Consider the following 23,985-nt stretch of genomic DNA (forward strand, 5'->3'; position numbering starts at 1 on the left):
TTATCGGTCGAGCGCCCTTCCCAGACAACACTCTTGATTCTAAATTGTTATCAGGGAGGCGCCGTGGAGGAGCGCCTGGGCGCGAACATCTTCGCGGCAGGTGAAGAGGATCAACTGGCGCCGGCCGGCTTCCTGCTCGAGGATGGAGAACGCGGCGCACATCCTCTCGTGATCATAGGCGACAAAGGGCTCGTCAAGCAGGCAGGGACACGGCTCGTGCCTGTTTCCCAGCAGTTCCAGCACGCCGAAGCGCACGGCGAGATAGAGTTGATCCTGCGTACCCCGGCTCAGGCTTTCCGCAGGGCGCAATTCCGCGGTTCCCTTCTCGCGTGCCTGGATCCTGAAGTCAGGGTCGATTTTCACCTCTTCGTAGCGATCGGGGCAGATCTGAAGAAACCGCTCCTCCACCGCGCGGTTCAACTGCGGAGCGCACACCTCCTGCTGCAAACGCGCGAGGCTACGGATACCTTCCAGAGCCAGGGTGAGCGCCGTGCGGTTCAGGGTGAGGCTCTGGACGATCCGCTCAGCTCCGGCGAGGTCTTCCTCGATTTCCGCCGGGGAGCGGTAGTTGTGGAAAGCTTGCCGGACCCTTTCAACAAGGCGAGCATGTTCTTCCCTCTTGGCCCCCAGAATCGCTGCATTGCGCTTCTCTTCCTGTTCCGCCTCCTCCACTGTCGGGAGATAGGGGAGGTACGGCGGTTTCCGGGTAGATCCGTTTGCCAGGGGACCTTCTCCATCGCCGCCCCGCAGCCCCTGCAATTCATCGAGGCGCGCCTTCCACTGGTCGAAAGTGAAAGTGCCTCGCAGGCGGTCGAATTCGCGGGCGCGGGACGCCTCCCTGGCGCGCAGTTCCAGCAACCGACGGCAGTTTTGGCAGGCCTGCCGGAACGCGTCTGGAGAATCGACACCGCCTTCCGTGAGGATGTTCTGGATGCCGGCACTGATCCTGGCGGCGCGGGCTGCCACACTCTCCTCGTCAACGCGGAGGGCGTCCATTGCGAGGGCCAGACGCCGCTGAGCAGCCTGGATTTCGGCATAACGTCGCATATTGGCCCTCAAGGCGTCGACCGGGATTTTGAGGTTCCCAGGGGCGCAGCTCAACCCGGCTTTTGTCAGACATTCCTTGAGGTGGATGTACACTGCTTCCGCCTCAGCCTGGATCCGGTTGCGCTGCTGCTCGGCATCGCTGACGCTGTGTGCCAGATCGCCCAGCCGTTGGCGGTCCAGAATTGCCTGCCGGGCGGCGGCGAGGAAGTCCTCGACTTTCTCAAATCCGGAGTCAGTCACTGCCCGGCGCATCTCGCTCTGAGCCGCATCTGCCTGCTCGCGCAGCCGGTTCAGGCCGGCATCCAGGGCCTCGAACGCCTGCCTTGCCTGCTGTGCCGCGCCCCTCGACTTTGAGGCCATCATCAGCAGTGTCACGCCGAGCACACCCAGCCCTGCGGCAAGAGCAAGTCCGGATGAGGATGGCAGGATTCCGGCGAAACCTGCGGCAGCTGCCGCCAGAAGGCCGGTGAGCGCGATTCCTGCGAGCAAGCCCTGGCGCCTGGCTCTGCCTTTGATGCGGACATGCTCTGCCTTCCCCTGTGCGACTCTCTCCACCAGGACCGCGCTCTGCTGAGAGGCGGCGCGCTCTTCGTCCGCGGCCTGGAGTGCTTTGCGCTCCCAATCGATCCCTGCATCCCGCAGCGCCGGGCTCAGCGTCTCGAGCCTGTGGTGGATGGCGGCCGTTTCGTCGAGCAGCCGGTTCGTGGTGCGCTGCATTTCATCTCTCTGCCTCGACAGGCTCAGATAGTTGACGAACCACTCTGTGATCTTTTCCGGCTCGATGCTCTGGTGCAAGGCGGCATAGGAAGCCAGATTTCGAAGCACTGCTTCACCCTGCTCGTGCCGGGCCCCGGCTTCCTGTTTCTGTTGGCGCAGCTCTTCCAGGCGCCGTTCCTCATTGTCCCGGTCGGCTGCCAGCCGGTTCAGTTCGTCGAGGCGGTGCACGGGGAAGTCAGGATTGGCGCCCAGGGATTGGATCTCCGCGCCCAGGTTGCGGATTTCATCATCGATCTCCTCGAGCGTGCGCACGCGCAGGCGCGCTTCCCGCCAGCGGGCATCGATTACGCCTCGCCTGGCCGCGTGCAGGTTCTGCTCCAGGCGCTCGATCTCGCTCCCCAGTTCCGTCCTTTCACGGATCCAGGCCTGGCACTGCCGGCGCAGAGCTTCCAGTTCGTCGCGTTCTTCCTTCAACTCCTGGAGGCGGTCCAGTGCTTGCTTGTACGGCCGCGTGGGAGCGCGCTCCGATCCGACCGCCTCCAGCGCCTCCTCCAGCTTGACGAGGCTCAGGCGCACGGAGAGTTTCTCATCGCCGGATTGGGCAAGATTGGCAATGCGGTCTCGCAGTGGTTCGCGGTGCTTGAGTTCCGCGGTCTCGCTCTCCCGGACGACCGCAACCGACTCGAACAACTCCTTGGCCAATCCGAGATGGGAAGCAGCGAAGATCACTTCGCCGTTTCTCTGAATTTCATATTGGCGCGAGATATCTTCGCCGCTGGTGGTGAGGACTTCAAACCGGCTCTCATCCCGGCCAAAGGTACGGTGGATTTCCAACTCGCGGCCGTTCGCCAGGGAGCACCAGAGGGTGCCGCCATAATCAGACGCCCGCCACGGCCGGTACTGCTCCACCCAGGCATCGAGACGGCGCTGCGCTTTCACATCGGCGCGCAGTTGTCCGTAAAGCAGAGCCATCAGAAAGCGTTGGAGTGTGGATTTTCCAGCCTCATTGGCGGCGTACACTACGTTCAGACCGCCGGCAAAAGAAAACGTCAGGTGGGCCAGCCTGCCGAAACCCTGGATATTGCAGCGGAGCAGGTTCACCGGATGCGCACCTCCCGCCCCAGCAGTGCCTGTACGCCATAGAGCCGGGCGCGTTCCAGCACGGAACGTTCCACGACCGGCGCAACGCCGATCTGCTGGTTCATGGAACGGACAAAGTATCCACAGAGTGTCCGTTCCTTGGCTAGAGCATCAAAGTCGAGGGCGGGCGAGGTCCGATCCTCCCATACTATGTGCAGTGCCTCTCCGGCCAGCCTCTCTTCGATCTCGGCTGTCGACAGATCGAGCTTGGGGTCGACCGAGCCCTCCAGGCGCACGCGCAGGATGGTTTTGGCATCGAATGCGGAGCCGCGGAGCCCGAGAAGAGCGTCGACGATTTGCTCCCGGGTAGCATACCCATCGCAGTCCAAAGTGATGGTGGCGAACGGGTACTGATTCGTAGGACAAGACTTCACTGAAAGTGCACCGCCGTCGCCGATCTCTCCCAGCAAGTACCCACAACTCCCTTCCTCGTCCCAGGCCCGCCCTTCAGGAATGCCGCAATACCAGACCTGGGTCGCATCGAGTGGGTTCGCTACCGGCCGTTGCTGGTGGTAGTGCCCAAGGGCGCAGTAGATCACGTTCTTGCCTGCGATCTCGTCGATGGTAAACGGGCCGTGAGCCGTCTTCCCTGCCGGGACACCGCCGACATCGGAGCCGTGGGCAAGTACCAGATTCCAGGCGTCTCCGGGCAGGACCGGAAGCTTCAGAAAGGGATGTTCCTGAAGCTGGGTGCGGTTGAAACCGAAGCCTGTAACCCGGACTCCCTTTCCCGGCAGTTCGACGGAACGGAACTCTTCTTCCTGGAAAATGTGAACGTTCCTGGGCCAGGCCTCCTCGCAGTAGGGCGAATCCCGCAGACAGGGATCGTGGTTGCCGGGCGCGATGAAGACCGGGATCGGGCCCAGGCTTTCGAACTGCTGTTTCAGAAACTCGATCGTGTCGGGCGTGACACGGTCGTGCTCGAACAGATCGCCGGCAATCAGCACCAGGTCGACGGCTTCGCGGCGGGCATCCTCCAGGATGTGGCGAAAGGTTCCCCGGATCGCTTCCCGTTTGCGATCCCCAAGGCGGGAGGGAAAGCCGGCACTTGAGAAGCTGGTGTCGAGATGTATGTCGGAGGTATGAATGAAGCGGATGGGTGTCATTCCGGCCGTTACCCTACCAGGAAACCTCAACACGGCGCCGGGTGTTCTGGCGGGCGTCGTCGATCAACAGGTAGCCGCGCTCCTTGCCGAACAAATAGATATCCCTGGTGAGCTCGACATCCATCCTGCAATAATCGATCGCCTTCTGCCGCAGAACAGGATCTCCCGAGCGCCACCACGTGACGCACTCTGTGCCGGACCCGGTCTTTCCGTGACCCAACGTTGCCTGGGCCAGAGAGTCAAGCTTGACACGGAATCCCAGCTTTTTGCTGAGCAGCGCCAGCATATCCTTACTCTTGCGATAAAGCACATCCACCGGCCCATAGGCGCTCAGAACCCTGAAGTCGAATCCTTCGCCGTTGAAGGTGACGATGGGATCGAACTTCTCCGCCTCCTGTAACAGCTGCCGGGCATCCTCTTCATACCATACGCGCGAGCCGCTCTGCTGATCCCAGGTGACAACCAGCGCGATGCGAAACTTGTCGACGGAATTCCAGCCGCCGGGAACCTCATCGCTGAGGTACTGGGTTTCGACATCGAGCACCAGCGGGCCTGCACCGGTCCCGGAGAAATCAAACGTGAGATTCTTCATCGGATCCGTTCTTCAAGCGTTGATAAGTAACCCCGATTCATTTTGAACCTCGAAATGTGCGAAATACACGAAAAATTTCGCGCATTCCATGACCTTCTGCTCATTTTATTTTGACCGTGCTGAGGTACTCGGGCACGCTGACTTTCCAGCCGAGCTTGCGAATAGCTTCCGCCAGCGCCGCGCTGGATTCAGCCTCACCGTGAACAACGTACGTGTGCTTTGGCGGCTCCCGGAAGCTGCCCAGCCAGCGCAAAATCTCAGCCGAATCCGCGTGGCGCGAGAATGATTCGATGGCATGGATCTGCGCGCGTACCGGGATCTGCTCCCCGTGGATTTTGATCTCCCGGGCCCCATCTTTGAGAATCTGCCCGCGCGTGCCATAGGCTTGGAAGCCCACGAATAGGATCGTATTGCGCGCATCGGGCAGCCGGTATTTGAGGTGATGCAGCACGCGACCGCCTGTGGCCATGCCGCTGGCCGAGATGATGATGCAGGGATAGTGCAGGCTGTTGAGCTCCTGAGATTCCTGGGGCGTATGGACGAATTGGAGATTCGGGCACAGAATGGGGCATTTCCCGGTAGCCCTGAAGACCTCGCGTGCCTCCGCGCTGAGGTCTTCAATATGCCGGCAATAAAGCTCGGTCACTGAGATCGCCATCGGGCTGTCGACATACACCGGCAGGTCAGGAATGATCCCTTTGGCTTTCAGGTCCCGGATGGTGTAAAGCAGGATCTGGGTCCGGGCCAAAGCGAAGGCGGGCACCACGAGGGAGCCGCCTCGTCGGGCGGTGTTATTGATGACCTCTGCGAGTTCGTGGGGAGCATCCTCCTGGGGATGCCTTCGGTTCCCGTACGTGGATTCAACCAGGAGATAGTCCGTGCGTTCGACCGCAAATGGATCGGTATCGATGAGTGCGTGGTAGCGCCCCAGATCTCCGGAAAACACGATCGATGTGCAGTTGCCGTCTCCGGCCGCCACTTGCACTTCCACAATCGCCGATCCCAGAACATGCCCGGCATCGTGGAACTGGACACGCGAACCATCGGAAAGCTGGAGTGGTTTGCCGTATTCCAGAGGACGCAGGTGCGGCACGCAGCGCTCGGCATCCTGCAGCGTGTAAAGCGGGAGGGCGGGCTTGTGTTTGCTAAAGCCCTTTTTGTTGGCAAACCGCGCGTCCTCTTCCTGGAGGTGCGCGGCGTCGGCCAGGTTGATTTCGGTGAGCTCCAGCGTTTCCGGGGTGCTCCAGGCAGGCCCCTGATAGCCTTCCCGTACATACACAGGCAGCATGCCGATGTGATCGATGTGGGCATGCGTCAGGAAAATGTGATCGAGGGTTGAGGGCTGGACTGGAAGCTTGTCCCAGTTGCGCAGCCGCAATTCCTTGGAGCCTTGAAACATGCCGCAATCCATCAGAAAACGTGTTTTGCCCGTGTCAACAAGGTATTTGGATCCGGTTACGGTCTGAGATCCGCCGATAAACTGGAGGTAAGCCATGATCTTCCTTTCGTATCAGGACGCGCGGTGAAACGTGGCAGAGTCTGTGGGATTCCCCCTTTGTTGTCAAGCACGCGCAAACCGACATCCTGAGGTTGTAGGAAGCAGCAACGAAGTGATAAACTCCGATACCTATTCGGAGCATTAAGCTGCCATGATCAAGCTGCAGAACGTCGAAAAATATTTTGAACACGGTATCACAAAAACCTGGGTGCTGCGCCGCATCGACCTGAATGTGAAGGAAGGCGAGTTTATATCCATCATGGGTCCGTCAGGAGCCGGCAAGTCCACGCTTCTGCACATCCTGGGAATGTACGATAGTGCGTGGAACGGGGAGTATTACTTTACGGACGTTCCCGTGCACAAGCTCAAACAGAAGGAGCGGGCCGATCTGCACAAGCGTAACATCGGATTCGTGTTCCAGAGCTATCACCTGCTGGATAACCTGACGGTTTATGAAAACCTGGATCTTCCCCTCTCCTATCGTAACCTCGCCAGGAAGGAGCGGGAAAGCCTCGTGTGCGACGTGCTGGACCGGTTCCAGATCGTGGGCAAAAAAGACCTATATCCCACCCAACTCTCCGGCGGGCAGCAGCAACTGGTCGCGGTCGCCCGGGCCGTCATTGCCAGCCCCAAGGTGATTCTGGCAGATGAACCCACAGGAAATCTGCACTCCAGTCAGGGCAAAGAGATCATGGATCTCTTCAGGAAGCTCAATGACGAGGGGACAACGATCATCCAGGTGACCCATTCGGAAAGGAACGCCTCCTACGGCTCCAAAATCATACAATTATCGGACGGATGGATCGTAAGCCAGTAGGCGGTGCCCACTACTTATTGCCAGATGCCAACTGCTGGTACAATCACTGCATGAAAAAGTCTGACGTCGGCGACGAGGTTGCTGGTCTCGGGGAAAGCAAGCGGGGTCCGCGGCGCCTGGCAGATGCCGCAGGCGGAGTTCTGAAATCCTCCATGCCGGGCGCCCAGGGAGAACGGCCCGGCGGGTTGCCGGAACGATATGCGATCAGAGAGCAGGAGAAAGGCCGCGTACTCGTGTGCGTGGAAGCGCCCACTCTTGAGGTGCGCGTGGAGCGAGGCTCCAGCGTCAATGCGGCGGCAGCGCGCAAATCACCCCCAGGGTCGATCTTCCTCGACGGGGCCGCGCAAGCCGAGCCGTTTATCGACAGCGAGAAACAGGTGTTCAACCTCGACCATCATGAGGGCTGCGTGCGAGACTTCACGCTGGCCACGTGCGAGCAGGCCATGGTTCTGGTGCGCATGGGACTTGACTTGCGCAAGCGCGATTGGACGATTTATGCAAACGAGCCGGATCTCGACACCGTGCTCGCAATCTGGGTCCTGCTCAACCACATCCGCCTGAACGATGAGAATCCGGTGTTCCGGCAGACCGTCATGCCGCTCGTGCGCCTGCAGGGTGCCATCGACGCGCATGGTCTGGAAATGCAGGAGTTGGTCGCCTTCCCACCCAGACTGTACCTCGACACCTTCGCCCAGCTCGAACGTCTGCGCGCGCGCGAGGTGGAACTGAAACGCGAGGGGCGGTGGCACGATGTCGATTACCTGAGCTATACACTCGAGGTGCTGCGCGAGATCGACAACCTGGTCTACTCGTCTCTGGATTTCGAAAAAACACTGGAAGTCCAGGAATTGGCGCATGCCACAATCGCAGATCATTGGCTGGTCATCGCCTGCCGGTCTGAGGCCGGGATCTACGAAGTGGAGCAGCACCTGCGCCGCCTTCACGGAGAACGCCTGGGAATCATCCTGCTGCAGAAGGACGATTCAGCCTACACGTTGCGGCGTGTCAACCACTTTCTTCCGGTCAGTCTGGAAGCGATCTATGAGAGGCTCAACGCGACGGATCCGGCAGTGGGAGGGCCCCGCTCCGGCAATCGTTGGGGCGGTTCGGAGGAAATCGGCGGCTCGCCGCGCCTTACGGGCTCAGGCTTGGCCGCCGAGCAGATCATCGAAATTTGTGGCACGCCATTCCGGAGGCCCAGTCGCGCCCATACCGCGGCAAGCATAGTACAGGCGCTTGCTGCCAGCCTGATTGTTTTGATCGCTGCCGTGAGTGTCATAGCGCTGCACGGGTTTCTGCGCCGGCCGTTCCCTGCGCTGGCAGATGTATTCGTGGAAAGAACGGGCCTCTACGCTGCAGTGCTGGGGAGCTTGAATCTTGCCGTCTTGCTGCTGCCATGGGACAAGTGGGGCGAATATGGATTGCGCCTCCCCTCGGGTTTTGACTGGCTGTATCTTGTCCCGGGCGCGGCGATCGCCAGCCTGGCAGGGGGTGAGTGGTTCACGGCGGCATTCTCACCGGGCCCGACCTTGCTGAACTGTGCGACCGGCGGCAAGATGCTCACGATCCTGGTGTTCGCTGTCTCGGCGGAGTTGCTCTTTCGAGGGACGGTGCACGGGATCCTGGCCCAGGTCTTTGCGACTCAGAAGACCGGCGGGCGCTGGTATGTGTCGTGGCCCGTGGCGATATCGAGCGTAGTCTACGCGTTCTGGACGCTGGTTCCCTTCCAGGCTTCCACTGTGCCGACGGGCCTGGTGACCGGCATCGCCGCGGTTCTGTTCGGCATTTTCTGCGGAATCGCGCGCGAACGCTCCGGCAGCCTCCTGCCCCCGATCCTGATCCATTGCGCCTGCTTGCTCATCCCGGCGCTCATCTGAACCAGCCATCCGCGCAAACGAGCGTCCGGTTCCGACTTTGTCTCAGCGGGCTCTGGTTGCCCCTCCCAGCAGCTTCTTCTGGAAGTATTCGATTGCCTGCAGGGTTTTCTGCGCTTCTCTCTTCGCCCCGATAAAATCTCCCTGGTTCATCCCGTCGTCGACAATCTTGATTCGCTTGTCGACATCATCACATGCAGCCTGAAACTCCTTTTTGGCCGCACCTGCCAGCCGGGCGGGAGTCACGGCAGCTTTGAAGGCGGCATAGTTGGTCGCGATCCCCGCCTGCAGGTCTTGGACCTGTTTCTGCATCGATGCCCGCTCGGCCTTGGCGATGTCCCTGGCCTTTGTGAGACGGGCTTTGGCGGTAATGAAAGAGGTGGCGGCGGAGGCATATTGCTGTTTTGCCAGGCGATCCTGAGCCTGGTCCCAGGCTTCTTTGGCGCTCTTCCACTCGCCGGGGGCGTACTGTTCGGCACGCTGCTCCATTGCCTGATTCATTGCGTCGGCTGCAAGCTTGATCTGTTCATCAGGTCGTGAAGCGCAGGCATAGCACAAGAGAACGAGAAAAACACAAGCGGTGGTCAGAATACGAAATGAGTTGTTCATAGTTGCCTCCGCGTCCCTCAATTCAGGATCTACTTTTTAAAGAATTCCTGTTGAGTGTCCCAGACTTCCCTCACGGTCTTATCAACGAGATATTTGGCCTCGGCATATTGCCCGTTCTGGACCTGCTCGGTCACCTTGGCGACGCTGTCTTCGATCTGCTTTATGGCAGCATCGAATTCCTTCTTGCGGGCAGGCGAAAGCTTGCCGGCCGCAGGATTGTCCTTCAAATCACTCTTGAGCCTTATGGTGATGGTTTCCTTCATGGAATTGATATAATTAACGGCGACCTCACGTTTGCTCTTAGCGACATCCCGGGCTTTCACGAAGTTGGTTTTGGCCTTCAATAGCAATCTGTCCGCTTCTCCATAACTCTTGGCGTCAATTTTGCGATTGGCTTCTTGCCAGGCCTGCTCCGCCGGATTCCAAAAATCCGGGGCAAACTGGTCGGCATGTTCGGCGGTAGCCTGGTTTCTGGCGTCCTGGGTCAAGAGGAACATTTGCGACGGCTGCCCGGAGCAGCCAAAAACAAAGAACGCCAAGGGAACAATCATCGAAAGGAGAAAAACATGCGAGTGCTTCATTGTGGCCTCCGCAGAGTCCGGCGGGATGTCCGCACGGCACTTGAAACCTCGTAGTATCACGCCGGGATGGCAAGAAATCTCTACCGGCGCTGCTCTTGAGCCTGTGTGAGATAATGCAAGGAATAGTGACTGCTTAACGCCTCTATTTCACACCGGCCGCGCAAAAAAGTCAAACTGCTAAATTGGCCGGAACGGGGGCATCCCGAGTTTTCGGCGCCATCTGACCACCGCCCCTGTCGTGAGCGGAAATCCGGAATGCCTCCTTTTCGCGGACCTGTTACCGATTTTGGGATGAATCGATGGCGGAGGTCAGAATGGCATTGAAGAGCAGTTTGAAGGTAGCATAAGGCTGGGCGCGCTGCTGCACTTTCAAGGGCATCAGCACCATCCGGCCCTTGCCCAGCTTCACCTCCGCTACCGCCACCTTGTTGGCGAGAAAGGACTCTCCTTGCAGCCAGCCGCTTCGTAGAATCTTTTCGTTCGGATAGCGTACCACGCTGGTGGCTTGCATGGTGGAAGATGGAGCCGCTTCCAGAGCCATCGAGTTCGTAAAATAGGAGTCTATGTCTTCCTTCAGTCCATAGCCGATCGGGTGGGTATTGTCTACCAGAACACGGAGCACCGAACCCGGGCAGAAGAACTCTTCCCGCTTCAGCCCCTGCAAACCGTCTTTGTAGGGAGCCGCAAACCTGTCAATCAGGAGGGTCGAACTCCGGCCGATCGTAATCACGCTGCCGCCGCCTTCGATGAAGGCTTGCAGTGCCTTCAGACCGGACTCACCGATGCCGCCTCGATACTGTTCCGGGACGTTTTGTCCGGTCGCACCGTTTATGATCTGCTGGGCAGCCACATCGGGGAAGAGGATGACGTCGAACTTCTCGGAGGGATTTCCATTACGCAGATCCTCCGGATGCACGGTCACGAACGGGAAGTCGTTCTGCTCCAGCAGCCATCGGGTCCAGCCTTCATCCATGTTGCCGCCGCCCCATGGTTGGTAAAGCGCGGTACGCGGGCTGCGGATGCGCATCGCCGCCAGGCTGGCGGGAACATCCGCCGCCATGGCATCAATGCCGAGCGACTTGGTCAGCCCTGCCATGGTGGAGGCCAGATCACTGCCTCCGCGCACAATGATGGTGCCGGCCGGACAGCTCTTCCCGCCCACCGTAGCGGGCGCGGTCAGCCAGGACACCTGATAACCACCTTTGAGCAGGCGGTTGACTGCCACGAGGCTGTTGTTGGGTTCATGACTCAGCACATACGCCGAGCCTTGGCCTGTGATCTGCCCCGCCGGCAGCCCGATGGCGTCCATTTTCCTGAGGTTCGCATCGAAGGGCTTTTTGACGAAAATGGTGTTGACACCCATTTGCATGCCGAGAGACCAGCCTGCCACATCATAAGGCGGCCGTGGCGACACGCCCGGCGCAGGCGAGATTTTGGGGTATACCTGGGCTTCGAGCATATCTTTGGCATAAGCGCGGAAGGGCTGCGCCAGCAGGATCACATATGTGCCCGCCGGATAGCTGACGTCGTCGGCCGAGAAGGCGGCCTGTGCCTGGTGCACTTCCACGCCGCCCATGGCCAGTGTCTGCAGCAACTTCACGACTGTGGGCTGGTCGGACTGATCGCGCGGAACCACAATCGCGTAAGGATCCCCTTTCTTCCCCGTTTCGATCTGCCGCTTGCCCGCGATATAGAGTCCATCGAGGAGCTGGGTGCGAAGATTGGCCGTGGTCTGAAGAAGCCCGAAGGTGGCAATCTCATCGTAATCCACGATGTCGCGCAGCGTCCAGCGGCCTCCCAACCACGGGCGCGGGTAGTTCGCGCGGAATTGCAGGTCGTTGGGCGGAGGCTGCGGACCGCCTGAGCCACGACCCCCGCGTCCCCCGCCGCCGCCGGCGGGCGGCGTCTGTCCGGGCTGCGCCCTGAGCTGTTCGATTGGAGTGGCTAGATTCGCGGAAGCCACTTCCGTGAGCAAGCCCAGCATGTTGTGCCACCAACCCGCCCATGCCATGGCTCCTTCCCACCAGTACGTGTACGACTCTCCGTAGACGATCCCTTCTTTGCCGGCACGCTCGAGAGCCGCACCCTGCGCGAATCCCAGCAACCCGGTATTGCGGTAGATCAACGGATCGACGTTCGGATTGATCGGATCGCTCGCCGGCATGACGAATATTCGGGCTCCGTTTCCTCCCATCTGGTGCTCGTCCAGCCAGACCTCAGGAAGCCATTCCCGGTACAGGATGTTGCCAATGAGCTGGGTCTCCTTTTGGGTAAACATGTAAGCGTCGCGGTTGTTGTCGTGCCCGACGTACGGATGGTAGAGCCAGGGCATTTGGGAGTTTTCATAAGGTGTGCCGAGGTTTTTGTTGTACCAGTCGATGACCATGATCTGGCCATCGGGGTTGAGGCTCGGCACAAGGAGGAAAATCACATTGTCCAGAATCGACTGGATCTCGGGCGTTTTCTCGGTGGCCAGCCGGTAAACAGCTTCGGGCGTCATCTGGTTGGCACCGATCTCGGTGGCATGAATGCTGCAGGTAACCAGGACGAAGATCCGCGCCTGCTGAACCAGATCCTGGGCCTCTTTGTCCGAGGCAATCGTCCTGGGATCGAACAGCCTCCGATTGATCTGCTTGTAGCGCTCGATGTTTTTCAGATTGGCGGGCGAAGAGATCACCAGAAGCACAAAGGGATTGTTGTTGGTCGTCTTGCCGACCTCCTTGAAAAGCACGCGGTCGGAGCGCTTTGCAATCGCCTGGAAGTATTCGAGCTGCTTATCCCAGCGTACGAGCTTTTTATCCGCTCCAACGGCATGGCCGAAGAACTGCGCCGGCGTCTGAAGCGACTGCCCGAAGGCAAGAGCGCCGGATATGACAACAGCTACAAAGATCGACAACCAAGCGGTTGATTTGCGTGTGACACCCATGAACCACCTCCGATGCGATCCACGAGGGCTTCAGTGACTCCGAAGAGGCTCATCCATAGTCTCGCCGGTCCTCGAGGCCTTCGCGGTCTGATATTGTCGTTACTCCGGGATCTTCTTATTGAAACGCAAACGCGACATGCGCAGCTGCTGCGTGGCCAGATCCTCATCTACAAAAAGCCGCACGTCCTTGATCTCGTTCCCCTCGACCACAGGATCGAGGCGCGGGAAAACGATCGCCGACTTGTTGGGGATCTTCAGCCTGGCCGAGCGTTCCCGGACATTCTTGCGCCACTCCGGGTTCACTCGGGTGCCGAAGCGGTCGAAGATCTGCGTAGCGGCTGCAGCATCGCCTTTGGCCTTGATAACTTGCAGCAGGCGCAACAGATCCCCAACCCCTTTGTGAGCCTTGTCGTGGTCTACCAACTGGACATAGAAGTTCCCGTCTTTATTGATCACCCTGGTGCCGTAGTCCTGGCTCCCCTTCTCGCCCCCCTCCAGCAGATACCCCATGACCAGTTGATTGCCCCGTTGGTGCGCCTCCCGGACGTAGTCATCCTCATACATCCGATATCGATTCATCTGCCCCTGGAGGTAGGAAATGTACATGGCGCGAACCATGTCGGCCTGCTCCTCTTTCTTGAAGGCCCCGATCTCAGCCAGCTTCGGATCCCCTGCATGGTAGAGAGCGACCAGGTCGGCGCGGCACTCCTCGAGCGACGAGTACGCCCGGCCGATGGCGACGGCCGGGTCCGCTTTCAGGCCGGCCGCAGGCTTTCCTGACCCGTGACCGATCACCTCGTGCATGTAGACTTCCCACTGCCGCGCTCGGTCACCCGAGGTCCGGACCAGATCACGGTATTCGGGCAGGTAGAATTCATTGATTGTGAGTTCGCGGATCTTTTCGGACCTGGCTTCCTCGATGTTCAGCAGGATAACGTTCTTGCTGCCGTAGTCGCGTCGCAGGTCATTATAGTTAGGCAGGTTGTAGGCCGCGGGCGAAGTCGGCCCGCTGTCTCCGGTTTCGACGATGACGTTCACCACGTTCGCTACCGGCTTTTGGATCTTGTCCAGCTTATAGATGTCAGGCCAAGGCATCTTCCTTTCGAAGTAGAGCGCGTTTTCAGCCAGCCGGTCGATCAAGGTCGAGTCGGAAACGAGGCTCACATTCGCCTCGAACTGTCCGATGACACCGCGCGGGTCCATGTAGCTTTCAATGAATCCGTTCAGATAATCGATCGTGGTATTGGACCGCAGCCAGTCGACGGAATATTGCCGGAACTTTTCTTCATCGCCCGTCTTGTAGTAATCGATGAGTGACCCGATCCCCCGCCGCTGCTCATCGCTTTCCGCATACGGCAGAGCCAGCTTGAGAAAGTGGTTGATGGTCGAGAGGTCCTCGCCGTACAGACCGCCGATCTGGTAGACCTGCGGCAGCACCTTGCCACCCGTAAAGCCGAAACGCACGTTGAGGCGTTGCTGCCATTCAGGCGGCAGGGCATCAATGTGCCTCTGGGTTAGTCCCCGGTCATAGAGATTCACCGAGCTGGTGGCGATGATGTCGTCGCCCTTTTTCTGATTCGTCATGACCGGTTCGAAGTTCGGATCGAAGATGGTGGGGCGCAGGCGCTCCAGCTTGGCCTGCAACGTCTCTCCCCGTGCCAGCTCGAATTTCGCGCCCCGCGCCTGAGCGTACTCCGCTGCCTGTTGAAGCATTTGGCAGGTCAGGTCGTTCGGCAACGTCTTGACGTGGGCATCGTGATCATATGGTCCGTGGTTGATCCAGATGTACTTGAGATAGTCGAGTACGGCCGCACGGATCCGGGCTTTCATCCCGTGGGAGCTGAGGTAAATGGTCTCCAGCAGGGTACGGATCTCGAGCGCATATCGGTGGTTTTGCTGATCGGCAAGGGTATGCCCTGCGATGGCCGCTCGATAGAGGTAGTAGGCCAACAGTTTTCGTTGGAGTGTGAGTTGATCGAATCCAGGCGCATCCACCCCCAGCACGATAAAATCCTGGCCAGCCTTTCCGAGGCGTTCGAGTTCACCCACCATTCGTTTTCCACTCACAGCCCTCTCCACTTTCTCTATTTGCAACGCTCCACGTGAACTGCAGGAGACAACCAGCGCGCAGGAAAAAAACAACAATAGTAGCGGCATCCTGCGCATCATCTGCGGGTGCCCTCCGAAAAGAAATTTTGCGCAAAGGAGGGAGCATTGTATCAAATGGCAGAAGCAGGAGGGAATTTTCCGGTTCTAAATTGCGGAAGCTGGATTTTAAATTGCGCAATCCAAAATCAGGCTTGATGGAGCACCTCGACCACTTTGCGTGCCAGCGCAGAAGGAGAAAACGGCTTAAGCAGAAACGCGGCACTGGTCTCTTGCAGACGGCGCAAAACCACGGCATCGTCGGTGTATCCCGACAGGTAGATGACTTTCATTTCAGGCCTGAGCGGAACCAGTTGCTGCACGAGTTCGTTGCCGCCCATCCTGGGCATGACAATGTCTGTAATCAGCAGCTGGATGGTCCCATGGTGTCGCTTCACGATCGAGAGCGCACTTTTTCCGGAGGCGGCTTCGAGTACCGTATAGCCGCACCGGCGCAGGATCTTTGCGCTGAGGGAGCGCACCGCATCATCATCTTCGACCAGCAAGATCGTCTCTTGTCCGTCGGTCTTCGGAGCCTCCTGGGCTCCAGCGGCATCTGCCTCCACAGCACGATCGACTTCCGGGAGGTAGACCTCGAAGGTGGCGCCTCTGCCGGGCTCGCTGGCAGCGTATATATATCCGCCGCTCTGTTTGATGATTCCGTAGGCGGTCGAGAGCCCGAGGCCTGTGCCCTTCCCCACATCTTTGGTGGTAAAGAAGGGGTCAAAGATCTGGGCCAGGGTTTCGGCATCCATGCCGCAGCCGGTATCACTCATAGCCAGCAGGACATACGGACCCGGCCGCATTCCGGGGTGCTCGTGCGTATCGATTTTGTCCGCGCGGACATTTGCAGTCCGGATCACGAGCTTGCCGCCATGAGGCATGGCATCACGCGCGTTGATGGCGAGATTCAAAATCACCTGCTCGATTTGTCCCGGATCGGCCTTCACGCACCCCAGATCAGGCTGCAGGGAAGTAACGAGCTCGATGTCTTCCCGAGTCAGCCGACGAATGAGTTCGTCGATGTCGGCGAGGACTGCGTTGAGGTCGAGCACTCTCGGCCGCAGCACCTGCTTGCGGCTGAATGCCAGGAGTTGCCGCGTCAGGCTGGCGGCGCGATCGCCCGCCTTTTTGATCTCTCCGATATCCTTCCGCAATGGATCGGCGTCCTCGAGACTGTTGAGAATAAGCTCGCTGTAGCCGTTGATGGCAGTCAGCAGATTGTTGAAGTCATGGGCGATCCCGCCGGCCAGCCTTCCCACCGCTTCCATCTTCTGGGCCTGACGGAGTTGCTGCTCCAGGTTCTTGCGCAACGTGATGTCCTCTTTGATCGCGACAAAATGGGTGATCTCGCCCTGCGCATTCTTGATGGGCGCGATCGTCGCATGCTCCCAGAAGAGCTCACCATTTTTGCGCTTGCTGTGCAATTCACCGGTCCACTCCCGCCCGCTTCGGATCGTTTCCCAGAGTGCCCGGTATTCCTCCCGCGGCATGTCTCCAGATTCCAGGATCTGGGTCGTGTTGCCGACCACTTCCTCGACCGAAAATCCGGTGATTTCGATCAGCTTGGGATTGACATACTGGATGCGCCCCTGAGTGTCCGTAATGGCCACGGATATCGGACTTTGCTCGACGGCGCGCATTACTTTATGCAGTTGCTCCTCCGCGCGCTTAAGCTCCGTGATGTCTTGCCCCACGCCGATCACCTGGCCGTCCGAGCCCACGGTGTCGTGCCACAGGATCCAGCGGGAATTACCGTCACGCTGGCGCATCAATTGCTCATAGGGTGCCTTCGGAACCGGCACCTCTCCTCGTGCGATGCCTGCCACGCGCTCTCGACGGCGCCCGCGCGTCTCAGGTTCGCTGTGCGTCAGATTCCACCAGCCCTCCCCCAGGAGTTCTGCGGGCTCGTGGCCCAGAATCTCCTTTACCGACGGGCCCACATAGGTAATCCGCCCGGTCGAGTCGGCGGCCACAACGAGCGCCCCAACTCTGTGCAGAATCTGATCGGACAGGCGCAGCTTCCTCTCTGCTTCTTTATGGGCCGTAATGTCCCGGTACATGCCTTGAAGGGCCGGTTTGCCGTGCCACATTATCTGCGTGACACTCGCCTCGAGTTCCAGGATGCGGCCGTCGCGGGCACGCGCCCGAAACTCATAGATGGGAGTCAGCGGCAGTGCCTTTTCCCGTTTGGCCGCACGATCCAGGATGAGCGGCCGGCTGTCCGGAGCTACAATCGACACGTAGTCGAACCCCGGCGATGTGGCTTCAGCGCTGGAATAGCCAAGGAGACGCTCCCAGGCAGGATTGACCAACAACAGCTGCAGCGGATTCAATTGCATGACGTAAATGGGATCGCAGGATTGCTCAACCAGGGTGCGCCACTGGTGTTCCGATTCGCGCAGCGCATTTTCGGCCAGTATGCGTTCGGTAACGTCGACACCAAAGGAGATGGTTCCCTCAAACCTGCCGTCTCTTTGCAGCCGGCTGTTCTGCCAGTTGATAAACCGCTCTTCTCCCGAATTGGTCAGGATCGGGTTGGCAAATACACTCTTCTGCCGGAGATCCCCCGCCTGCAATCCCTCGAATGTCTGACGGACTTCCGGATATCTCTCCTTCGGCACCAGGGTTTCGAACCAATTCCGGCCTGCAACCTCTTCTCTTTGGTAGCCGGTGATCCTCTCGGCTGTCTCGTTGAACAACTCCACGCAGCCGGTGCTGTCCAGACCGACAATCATCACGTTGGCGGTCTCGATCAGCTGCTTGCAGTATTCCAACGCTTTCCGGAGATCACCTTCGCTACGCACCTGGTCGCTGACATCCCTGCAGATGGCGACGACCTCATTCCCCAAATCCGCTCCCGAGCCGGGAACCAGGCGCGCTGATGTCTCGGTCCAGAGATATGTGCCGTTCCGATGAAGCACCCGGCATCGGATGCTCTGTGCCTTGGCCGTCTCGAGAATGTCCCTGTGGCACTGCCGGAGCAGGTCGACGTCCTCTGAGTGGACGAACTCATATACGAACCGCCCGACCAGCGCCTCCGGGTCGTAGCCCATCATCGTCCGGCAGGCGGGCGAGATAAAAAGGCACAAGCCTTCACGGTTGAAGATTATTATCAGGTCATTCGAGTACTCCACGAGCAGCCGATATCTGGCCTCAATATCCTCAATTCTGGCTGTCGTCATGCGGATGACCTCCTGTTGGCGATCTGTCCAGCCCGGTGTATGTCTTCTATACATCGTCCGCCGACCTTTGAAAAGTTAAGATTACAGAAAAATCAAATCACACGCGAAAAACGCGAAAATTCCTATGTGTTTTCCGAAATAAGCACTTCCGAACCGGTTCTGATTGCGCGCCATTGCGGCCAGGTGATACAAGAACCGCGCGAACCGATCGGGCCTCCCACCTTATCCATTCACAACCGTACGTCTGTCGATCCATTCGGAGCAATTGTGATGCTACGGCCTCTGTAATCTCGGCGAATTCTGCCTTGAGATTTTTTCGATGCGGCTAAACCGCGCCGTGTTATTCGTGGCCGACTGGTTTCCCCGGCATCCGGGTCGCAGAATTTGCAGTACTTGAGACTTTAAATGCTGGTAAAAGACCGCTATTCTCTAAGGTTTGTAGGATCAATGGCACATTTCGGAGGACGGAGGAATGCCTGTTTATAATCCTCACAGGATCGAGCCCAAGTGGCAGGAGTATTGGGAACAGAACAAGGTATTTCGTGCGGTAGATCAGGCGGGAAAGAAGCTGTACGTTCTGGATATGTTTCCCTATCCTTCGGGCGAAGGGCTTCACGTGGGGCATCCGGAGGGATACACCGCAACCGACATGTACTGCCGGTTTCAACGCATGCGCGGCCACAATGTGCTGCACCCGATAGGATACGACGCGTTCGGGCTGCCTGCCGAGCAATACGCCATCCAGACCGGAACCCACCCGCGCGTGACAACCGAGCGCAACATCGCCAACATCCGGCGCCAGATCAGGCGGCTGGGCTACAGTTACGATTGGGACCGCGAGTTCGCGACCACGGATCCGGAATACATGCGCTGGACCCAGTGGATCTTCCTGGTTCTCTTCCACACATGGTTCGACCCTGACCTGGAGTGGGTTGGGCCCGGCGGCAGCAAACAGCGTGGGAAAGGGCGCCCGATCGACGAGCTGCCCATCCCTCCCGAGATCCGGAAGCAGGGGGAAGCCGCCGAGAGGAAGTACCGGGATTCCTTCCGGCTTGCCTATCAGGCGGAGTCGCTCGTGAACTGGTGCCCGGATTTGGGCACGGTGCTCGCGGATGAGGAAGTCATCGACGGCCGCTCGGAACGAGGGGATTACCCGGTCCAGCGGATTCCTCTCAGACAGTGGAACCTGCGCATAACCGCCTACGCGGACCGGTTGGTCGAGGATTTGGCGCTGCTCGACTGGCCGGAGCCGATCAAAGAGATGCAGCACAACTGGGTGGGGCGGAGCGAAGGGGCCGAGGTCGACTTTTTCGCCGCCGAGCCCGGGCCGGCCTACGCCGCCTGGCGCGCCGCCCGCGCCGGCAGCCTCTTCCCCGAAGCAGCCGAACCCGCAGCAATTCGCGTGTACACCACCCGGCCGGATACCCTTTTCGGGGCAACTTATATGGTGCTCGCCCCCGAGCATCCGCTGGTCGAAAAACTGACAACGCCGGAGCGCCGCGACGAGGTGGAAGAATATCGCAGGCGCGTCGCCGCCATGAGCGAGGAGGACCGGATTGCGGGCCGCGGCGAGAAGAGCGGGATCTTTACGGGCGGATATGCCACCAACCCTGCTACGGGGGAGCGGATCCCGGTCTGGATCGCCGACTATGTTCTCATCAGCTACGGCACCGGCGCAATCATGGGCGTCCCGGGGCACGATGAGCGGGACTTCGACTTCGCCAAGAGATTCAACCTCGAAATTCGAGCCGTAGTCATGCCGCCCGAAGGCTGGCTGGTCCAGATGAACTCGTCACGAGCAGAATATGGGAAGCGGGTCGCCGAATTGACAGCCGCCTTCGTGGACGACGGTCACGGCATGCAATCCGCGAATGCAGAAGTCTCGCTGAACGAGTTGCCGACGACGGAAGCAAAGAAGACCATTACCTCCTGGCTGGCCAAGGAAAGCCTCGGCCGCGCGGCTGTGAAATACAAACTGCGCAATTGGCTCTTCAGCAGGCAACGTTACTGGGGCGAGCCCATCCCCATACTACATGAGGTCGATGCCCAGGGAATGCCGACCGGGCTCACTAGAGCCGTGGCGGAAGACCAGCTCCCAGTGCTGCTTCCTGAACTCGATGATTTCGAGCCCACCGGGCGCCCCGGGGGGCCTCTGGAGAAGGCCATCGAGTGGATCCGCGTGTTTGAGAACGGCCGGTTGCTGCACCGCGAAACCAACACCATGCCGCAATGGGCCGGTTCCTGCTGGTACTATCTGCGCTTCTGCGATCCGAAAAATGATCGGGCGGCCTGGGATCCCGAGCGGGAGCGTTCCTGGATGCCGGTTGACCTCTATGTGGGAGGCGCGGAACACGCTGTCCTGCATCTTCTGTATGCGAGATTCTGGCACAAGGTCCTCTTCGATCGCGGCTATGTTTCGACGCTGGAACCCTTCAAGCGCCTGATCAATCAGGGCATGATCCTGTCCATCACCTATCGCACCAAAGAAGGAAGGATCGTCCCTTACACCCAGATAAGATTCGGTGAAGGCAAGGCTGTTCACGCCGAGACGGGCGAAGATCTCGCCGGTGAAGTCGAGAAAATGTCCAAGGCGCGCGGAAACGTAATTCCCGTAGACGTCCCGCTGCAACAATACGGAGCAGACACAACGCGGCTCTACGAGATGTTCATGGGCCCGCTCGAAACCACCAAGCCCTGGAGCATGCAGGGAGTGGAAGGGATCAGCCGTTTTCTCAACCGCGCCTGGCGCATGATCATCGACGAACCGGCCGACGGGCTGCAGCTCAATTCCAGGATCCGCTCGGGGGACAATCCCGGCGCGGACCCCACGGCGGAGCAACTCCGCGTCCTGCACCGCACGATACAAGCGGTCACGGAAGACATGCTCGGTCTGCGTTTCAATACGGCGATCAGCCGCCTGATGGAATTCGTCAATTTCTTCACGGGCCAGGAGAATCGGCCGCTATCGTGCATGGAAATCTTCGCCCTCCTGCTCGCTCCGCTCGCTCCGCATCTCGCTGAAGAACTCTGGCAGGCGCTCGGACACGCGGCGTCGCTGGCTTACGAAGCCTGGCCGGCTTTCAACGAAAACTACACGCGCGAGGACACAATCGAGCTGCCGGTTCAGATCAACGGCCGTTTGCGAAGTCGGCTCGTCGCCTCCTCCTCCGCAAACAAGGAAGAGCTGGAACGGGCCGCGCTGGCCGATGCTAAAATCCGAAAACATATCGAGGGCGCCACCGTCAGGAAAGTGATCATCGTTCCGCGCAAACTCATCAATATCGTGGCCAACTGACCATGTGATCTGAATTCTCTGATTGAGGTCGGCAAATTCAAGCCGCAGAAATCATGAAAATCTTTAAGAAATGGCAGAGATTTTCAGGGATCTGCGGGAAAATATGGTCTGATTCTTGCTTCACACCGCCCCGGACATGTGATCATCGGCTCGCGGACACCGCCCCAGGGTGCGCAGCCGCTCCATTCCTGGCTATGCGCGCGCAGAAATTTCCATGGTTCGATATATTATTGTAATCACAATAATTCCGCTCTTTCCTCCAATCAGGGCTTTTTTCGAAAACCTAGGGTTTTCCCTAGTTACACTGGGGTGCTGCACAGGTTTAATGTTAGGATATTCGGCTGCACTTCCTGGTGACGGTCGCAGAAAGTATGCTGTTGCCGACACGGCAGAACCGGCGATCGAGTAGACCCCGCACAGCAGCCCCAAGGACACACCGTTTCGGGAGTCGATCCCGAATCCGGCCCCGAGAGGCTTTTGTGATTTGAGGTAGTGATGAATCAGGAAAAGCAACTGCGGTTGCTCGTGTGCGACCCGGATCCGCAGGGTCAAAAAATGATAAAGGAATATCTGCGGGATTCCTCGATCAGGGTTTTTTTCACTTCCCCGTCTGAACCTTTCGAAGTCACATTGACGAAGCACTCCCCTTTCAACGCCGTGGTAATCGACCTTTCGAACCCTGCGAAGAGATCCTGTGATGTTCTTGTTTCAGCCGTAAAGCAAGTAGCTCCGAGCGCCGAAGTAATCTTCATGTCCAGACTCGCTGACGAGATGTTGTGGAGCCAGGTGTTAGCCCTGGGGGCATATGACCTGCTGGCCAAGCCTCCGGAGCGGACGGAGTTCCTGCGTACGGTGTTTGGTGCCGTGCAGCACATACAGGCAGCCTGAGCAATCCGCAGCCCGGAATCCGCCCTGACTACCGGTCAAGAGCCGCGACGGCCCTTGGCATCAGGTAGATATTCCCCCAAACCGCCCACTGGACGGTCATCTTCTCCCGCAGCACAGTCCCAAACGTTGCCGGCCCGGAGATTTCGGCAACCGGCAAGTGAAAAGAGTTGGAGCCGGGATCGACGGCTGCAACTCGCAAACTGTCCACGCCCTCGCATCAAAACCTGCATCCCATATCCCTAATCTCAAAAGTCGGGATATAATGAGGCAAAATTCGGCTTGGGTTTCTCAGCACGATAAAAAAGCGATCCTGGCCATTCCTTATAACAAAAGAGTGTCGGAGTGCATCAGTGAGACGAAGCGCAATTGATCCTCGAGTGTTGATGGCGAACTTCCTGCGGGTGGCTGCACATCCTTGGATTGCGGCCAGGCTGGCCGCATTGCAGGGGGAGAAGTGGTTTTTCGACGCCCTGTACCCGCGGTCGGCCGAAGGCCGTGCGAGCCGGATCCGGCAGGTAGGCATCCGGATCACCGATCTCTGCAACCTGCGGTGCCGCACCTGCGGCCAGTGGGGGGAAGGCGGATTCCTGCTCCAGCATGATCCCAAGGCTCTGAAACAGGACGAGGTGACTCCCGCGCGTTACCAGCAGGTGTTTGCCGATCTGGTTGCCCACGGGCATCGGCCGATCCTGTATTTCTGGGGTGGAGAGCCCATGCTGTATCCAGGCATTCTGGAGCTTGTGGCGACGGGCGCGCGCCTGCAGCTGCCCGTGGCCATCGCCACCAACGGCACACGCGTCGCCGCGGCGGCTGAACAGCTGGTCCGTGCTCCGCTGTTCCTTCTGCAAATCTCCATCGATGGCCATACTGCGGATCTGCACAACCGTCTTCGTCCCGCCACCGGCAGAGGAGACAACTTCCAGGCGATCGAATCGGGTCTTGAGGCGGTCCACAAGGCGCGAACGCGGCGGACGGGGCTGCCGATGATCGCTTCGCTGACGACGATCTCGAGAGAGAATGGCGCCCATCTGATCGACATCTATGACACGTTCCGGGAGCGGGTGGACATGTTCGTTTTCTACCTTTCCTGGTGGATCGACGAGGCGGATGCCGCGGCCCACGAACAGGATTTCTCGCGGCGGTTCGGGTCGAAGCCGACGCTTCACCGCGGATGGATCGGACAATGGAAGGCCGACGATCACACCGGCCTCGCCGGACAGATCGAGGCCCTGCTGTCACGATCGCGCGAGCCGGGCGCAGTACCCGTTACCTTCATTCCATTCTTGCGCGGGGAAGAGGCGCTGGCGGCGTACTACACCAACCACCGGGAACGGTTCGGCTACGACCAGTGTATTTCCATCTTTCAGGTGATAGAGGTGAACAGCAACGGTGATGTGTCCCCCTGCCGCGATTACCACGATTATGTCGTGGGCAACGTCAAGACCACCACGTTGTCAGAATTGTGGAACTCTGAACGCTACCTTGCGTTCCGGCGCAGTCTCGCAACCGAAGGGCTGATGCCGGTCTGTTCGCGTTGTTGCGGCCTGATGGGATATTGATCTGAG

The 23,985-nt window shown here is 59.1% G+C and carries 15 protein-coding genes; 5 read left to right on the forward strand and 10 right to left on the reverse strand.

All coding sequences use genetic code 11. The features are described 5' to 3' along the window. Nucleotides 1-39: 39 nt before the first annotated feature. The 4 genes from LAP85_11865 to LAP85_11880 form a co-directional block, all read right to left on the reverse strand. Nucleotides 40-2,865, reverse strand: a complete 2,826-nt coding sequence (locus LAP85_11865; GenBank protein ID MBZ5497091.1) for an AAA family ATPase — start codon at nucleotides 2,863-2,865, stop codon at nucleotides 40-42. Continuing rightward, complete coding sequence (locus tag LAP85_11870) at nucleotides 2,862-4,010, reverse strand: DNA repair exonuclease (GenBank protein ID MBZ5497092.1); 1,149 nt, start codon at nucleotides 4,008-4,010, stop codon at nucleotides 2,862-2,864. The genes LAP85_11865 and LAP85_11870 overlap by 4 nt, the downstream gene beginning before the upstream one ends. Before the next feature lie 13 nt (nucleotides 4,011-4,023). Beyond that, on the reverse strand, nucleotides 4,024-4,602 hold the full coding sequence (locus tag LAP85_11875) for a ribonuclease H-like domain-containing protein (GenBank protein ID MBZ5497093.1): 579 nt from the start codon (nucleotides 4,600-4,602) through the stop codon (nucleotides 4,024-4,026). Nucleotides 4,603-4,702: 100 nt separating this feature from the next. Beyond that, the gene (locus LAP85_11880) at nucleotides 4,703-6,097 is read right to left on the reverse strand and encodes an MBL fold metallo-hydrolase (protein MBZ5497094.1); all 1,395 of its coding nucleotides are present in this window, start codon (nucleotides 6,095-6,097) and stop codon (nucleotides 4,703-4,705) included. Nucleotides 6,098-6,251: 154 nt separating this feature from the next. Here LAP85_11880 and LAP85_11885 point away from each other — a divergent pair, with 154 nt between their 5' ends. Both LAP85_11885 and LAP85_11890 read left to right on the forward strand, forming a co-directional pair. Beyond that, complete coding sequence (locus tag LAP85_11885) at nucleotides 6,252-6,917, forward strand: ABC transporter ATP-binding protein (protein MBZ5497095.1); 666 nt, start codon at nucleotides 6,252-6,254, stop codon at nucleotides 6,915-6,917. Nucleotides 6,918-6,967: 50 nt separating this feature from the next. After that, nucleotides 6,968-8,794: a CPBP family intramembrane metalloprotease gene (locus tag LAP85_11890; protein MBZ5497096.1), complete on the forward strand. Its 1,827-nt coding sequence runs from the start codon at nucleotides 6,968-6,970 to the stop codon at nucleotides 8,792-8,794. A 42-nt stretch (nucleotides 8,795-8,836) separates the two neighbouring features. On the opposite strand, the gene LAP85_11895 is transcribed toward LAP85_11890, so the two are convergent. The 5 genes from LAP85_11895 to LAP85_11915 form a co-directional block, all read right to left on the reverse strand. Continuing rightward, nucleotides 8,837-9,400 (reverse strand): hypothetical protein, encoded by a 564-nt coding sequence (locus LAP85_11895; GenBank protein MBZ5497097.1) that lies wholly within the window; start codon nucleotides 9,398-9,400, stop codon nucleotides 8,837-8,839. 29 nt (nucleotides 9,401-9,429) lie between these two features. Next, nucleotides 9,430-9,981 carry a DUF4398 domain-containing protein gene (locus LAP85_11900; GenBank protein MBZ5497098.1) on the reverse strand — a complete coding sequence of 184 codons (552 nt, stop codon included), beginning with the start codon at nucleotides 9,979-9,981 and terminating at the stop codon, nucleotides 9,430-9,432. 277 nt (nucleotides 9,982-10,258) lie between these two features. Next, the gene (locus LAP85_11905; protein ID MBZ5497099.1) at nucleotides 10,259-12,907 is read right to left on the reverse strand and encodes a hypothetical protein; all 2,649 of its coding nucleotides are present in this window, start codon (nucleotides 12,905-12,907) and stop codon (nucleotides 10,259-10,261) included. A 99-nt stretch (nucleotides 12,908-13,006) separates the two neighbouring features. Then, entirely contained in the window at nucleotides 13,007-14,974 is a 1,968-nt protein-coding gene (locus tag LAP85_11910) for a dipeptidyl peptidase 3 (protein ID MBZ5497100.1), read from the reverse strand. 227 nt (nucleotides 14,975-15,201) lie between these two features. Next, the gene (locus LAP85_11915; GenBank protein ID MBZ5497101.1) at nucleotides 15,202-18,237 is read right to left on the reverse strand and encodes a PAS domain S-box protein; all 3,036 of its coding nucleotides are present in this window, start codon (nucleotides 18,235-18,237) and stop codon (nucleotides 15,202-15,204) included. Nucleotides 18,238-18,709: 472 nt separating this feature from the next. On the opposite strand from LAP85_11915, the gene leuS reads away from it, so the two are divergent. Together leuS and LAP85_11925 are read left to right on the forward strand one after the other, a co-directional pair. Beyond that, nucleotides 18,710-21,532 (forward strand): leucine--tRNA ligase, encoded by a 2,823-nt coding sequence (leuS, locus tag LAP85_11920; GenBank protein MBZ5497102.1) that lies wholly within the window; start codon nucleotides 18,710-18,712, stop codon nucleotides 21,530-21,532. 495 nt (nucleotides 21,533-22,027) lie between these two features. Next, nucleotides 22,028-22,420, forward strand: coding sequence for a response regulator (locus LAP85_11925; GenBank protein MBZ5497103.1), 393 nt, complete (start codon nucleotides 22,028-22,030; stop codon nucleotides 22,418-22,420). A gap of 28 nt (nucleotides 22,421-22,448) precedes the next feature. On the opposite strand, the gene LAP85_11930 is transcribed toward LAP85_11925, so the two are convergent. Next, entirely contained in the window at nucleotides 22,449-22,628 is a 180-nt protein-coding gene (locus LAP85_11930) for a hypothetical protein (GenBank protein ID MBZ5497104.1), read from the reverse strand. Nucleotides 22,629-22,803: 175 nt separating this feature from the next. On the opposite strand from LAP85_11930, the gene LAP85_11935 reads away from it, so the two are divergent. Then, nucleotides 22,804-23,979: a radical SAM protein gene (locus tag LAP85_11935; GenBank protein ID MBZ5497105.1), complete on the forward strand. Its 1,176-nt coding sequence runs from the start codon at nucleotides 22,804-22,806 to the stop codon at nucleotides 23,977-23,979. The last annotated feature ends 6 nt before the right edge of the window (nucleotides 23,980-23,985 follow it).

This window comes from Terriglobia bacterium (genome assembly GCA_020072565.1).
GTDB lineage: Bacteria > Acidobacteriota > UBA6911 > UBA6911 > UBA6911 > JAFNAG01.

What these genes read in the sequence shown, in the direction of transcription:
- LAP85_11870 (MBZ5497092.1), bottom strand. Translation starts at nt 4,010, where the DNA reads ATGACACCCATCCGCTTCATTCATACCTCCGACATACATCTCGACACC.
- LAP85_11875 (MBZ5497093.1), bottom strand. Translation starts at nt 4,602, where the DNA reads ATGAAGAATCTCACGTTTGATTTCTCCGGGACCGGTGCAGGCCCGCTG.
- LAP85_11880 (MBZ5497094.1), bottom strand. Translation starts at nt 6,097, where the DNA reads ATGGCTTACCTCCAGTTTATCGGCGGATCTCAGACCGTAACCGGATCC.
- LAP85_11885 (MBZ5497095.1), top strand. Translation starts at nt 6,252, where the DNA reads ATGATCAAGCTGCAGAACGTCGAAAAATATTTTGAACACGGTATCACA.
- LAP85_11890 (MBZ5497096.1), top strand. Translation starts at nt 6,968, where the DNA reads ATGAAAAAGTCTGACGTCGGCGACGAGGTTGCTGGTCTCGGGGAAAGC.
- LAP85_11895 (MBZ5497097.1), bottom strand. Translation starts at nt 9,400, where the DNA reads ATGAACAACTCATTTCGTATTCTGACCACCGCTTGTGTTTTTCTCGTT.
- LAP85_11900 (MBZ5497098.1), bottom strand. Translation starts at nt 9,981, where the DNA reads ATGAAGCACTCGCATGTTTTTCTCCTTTCGATGATTGTTCCCTTGGCG.
- LAP85_11905 (MBZ5497099.1), bottom strand. Translation starts at nt 12,907, where the DNA reads ATGGGTGTCACACGCAAATCAACCGCTTGGTTGTCGATCTTTGTAGCT.
- LAP85_11915 (MBZ5497101.1), bottom strand. Translation starts at nt 18,237, where the DNA reads ATGACGACAGCCAGAATTGAGGATATTGAGGCCAGATATCGGCTGCTC.
- leuS (MBZ5497102.1), top strand. Translation starts at nt 18,710, where the DNA reads ATGCCTGTTTATAATCCTCACAGGATCGAGCCCAAGTGGCAGGAGTAT.
- LAP85_11925 (MBZ5497103.1), top strand. Translation starts at nt 22,028, where the DNA reads ATGAATCAGGAAAAGCAACTGCGGTTGCTCGTGTGCGACCCGGATCCG.
- LAP85_11935 (MBZ5497105.1), top strand. Translation starts at nt 22,804, where the DNA reads ATGGCGAACTTCCTGCGGGTGGCTGCACATCCTTGGATTGCGGCCAGG.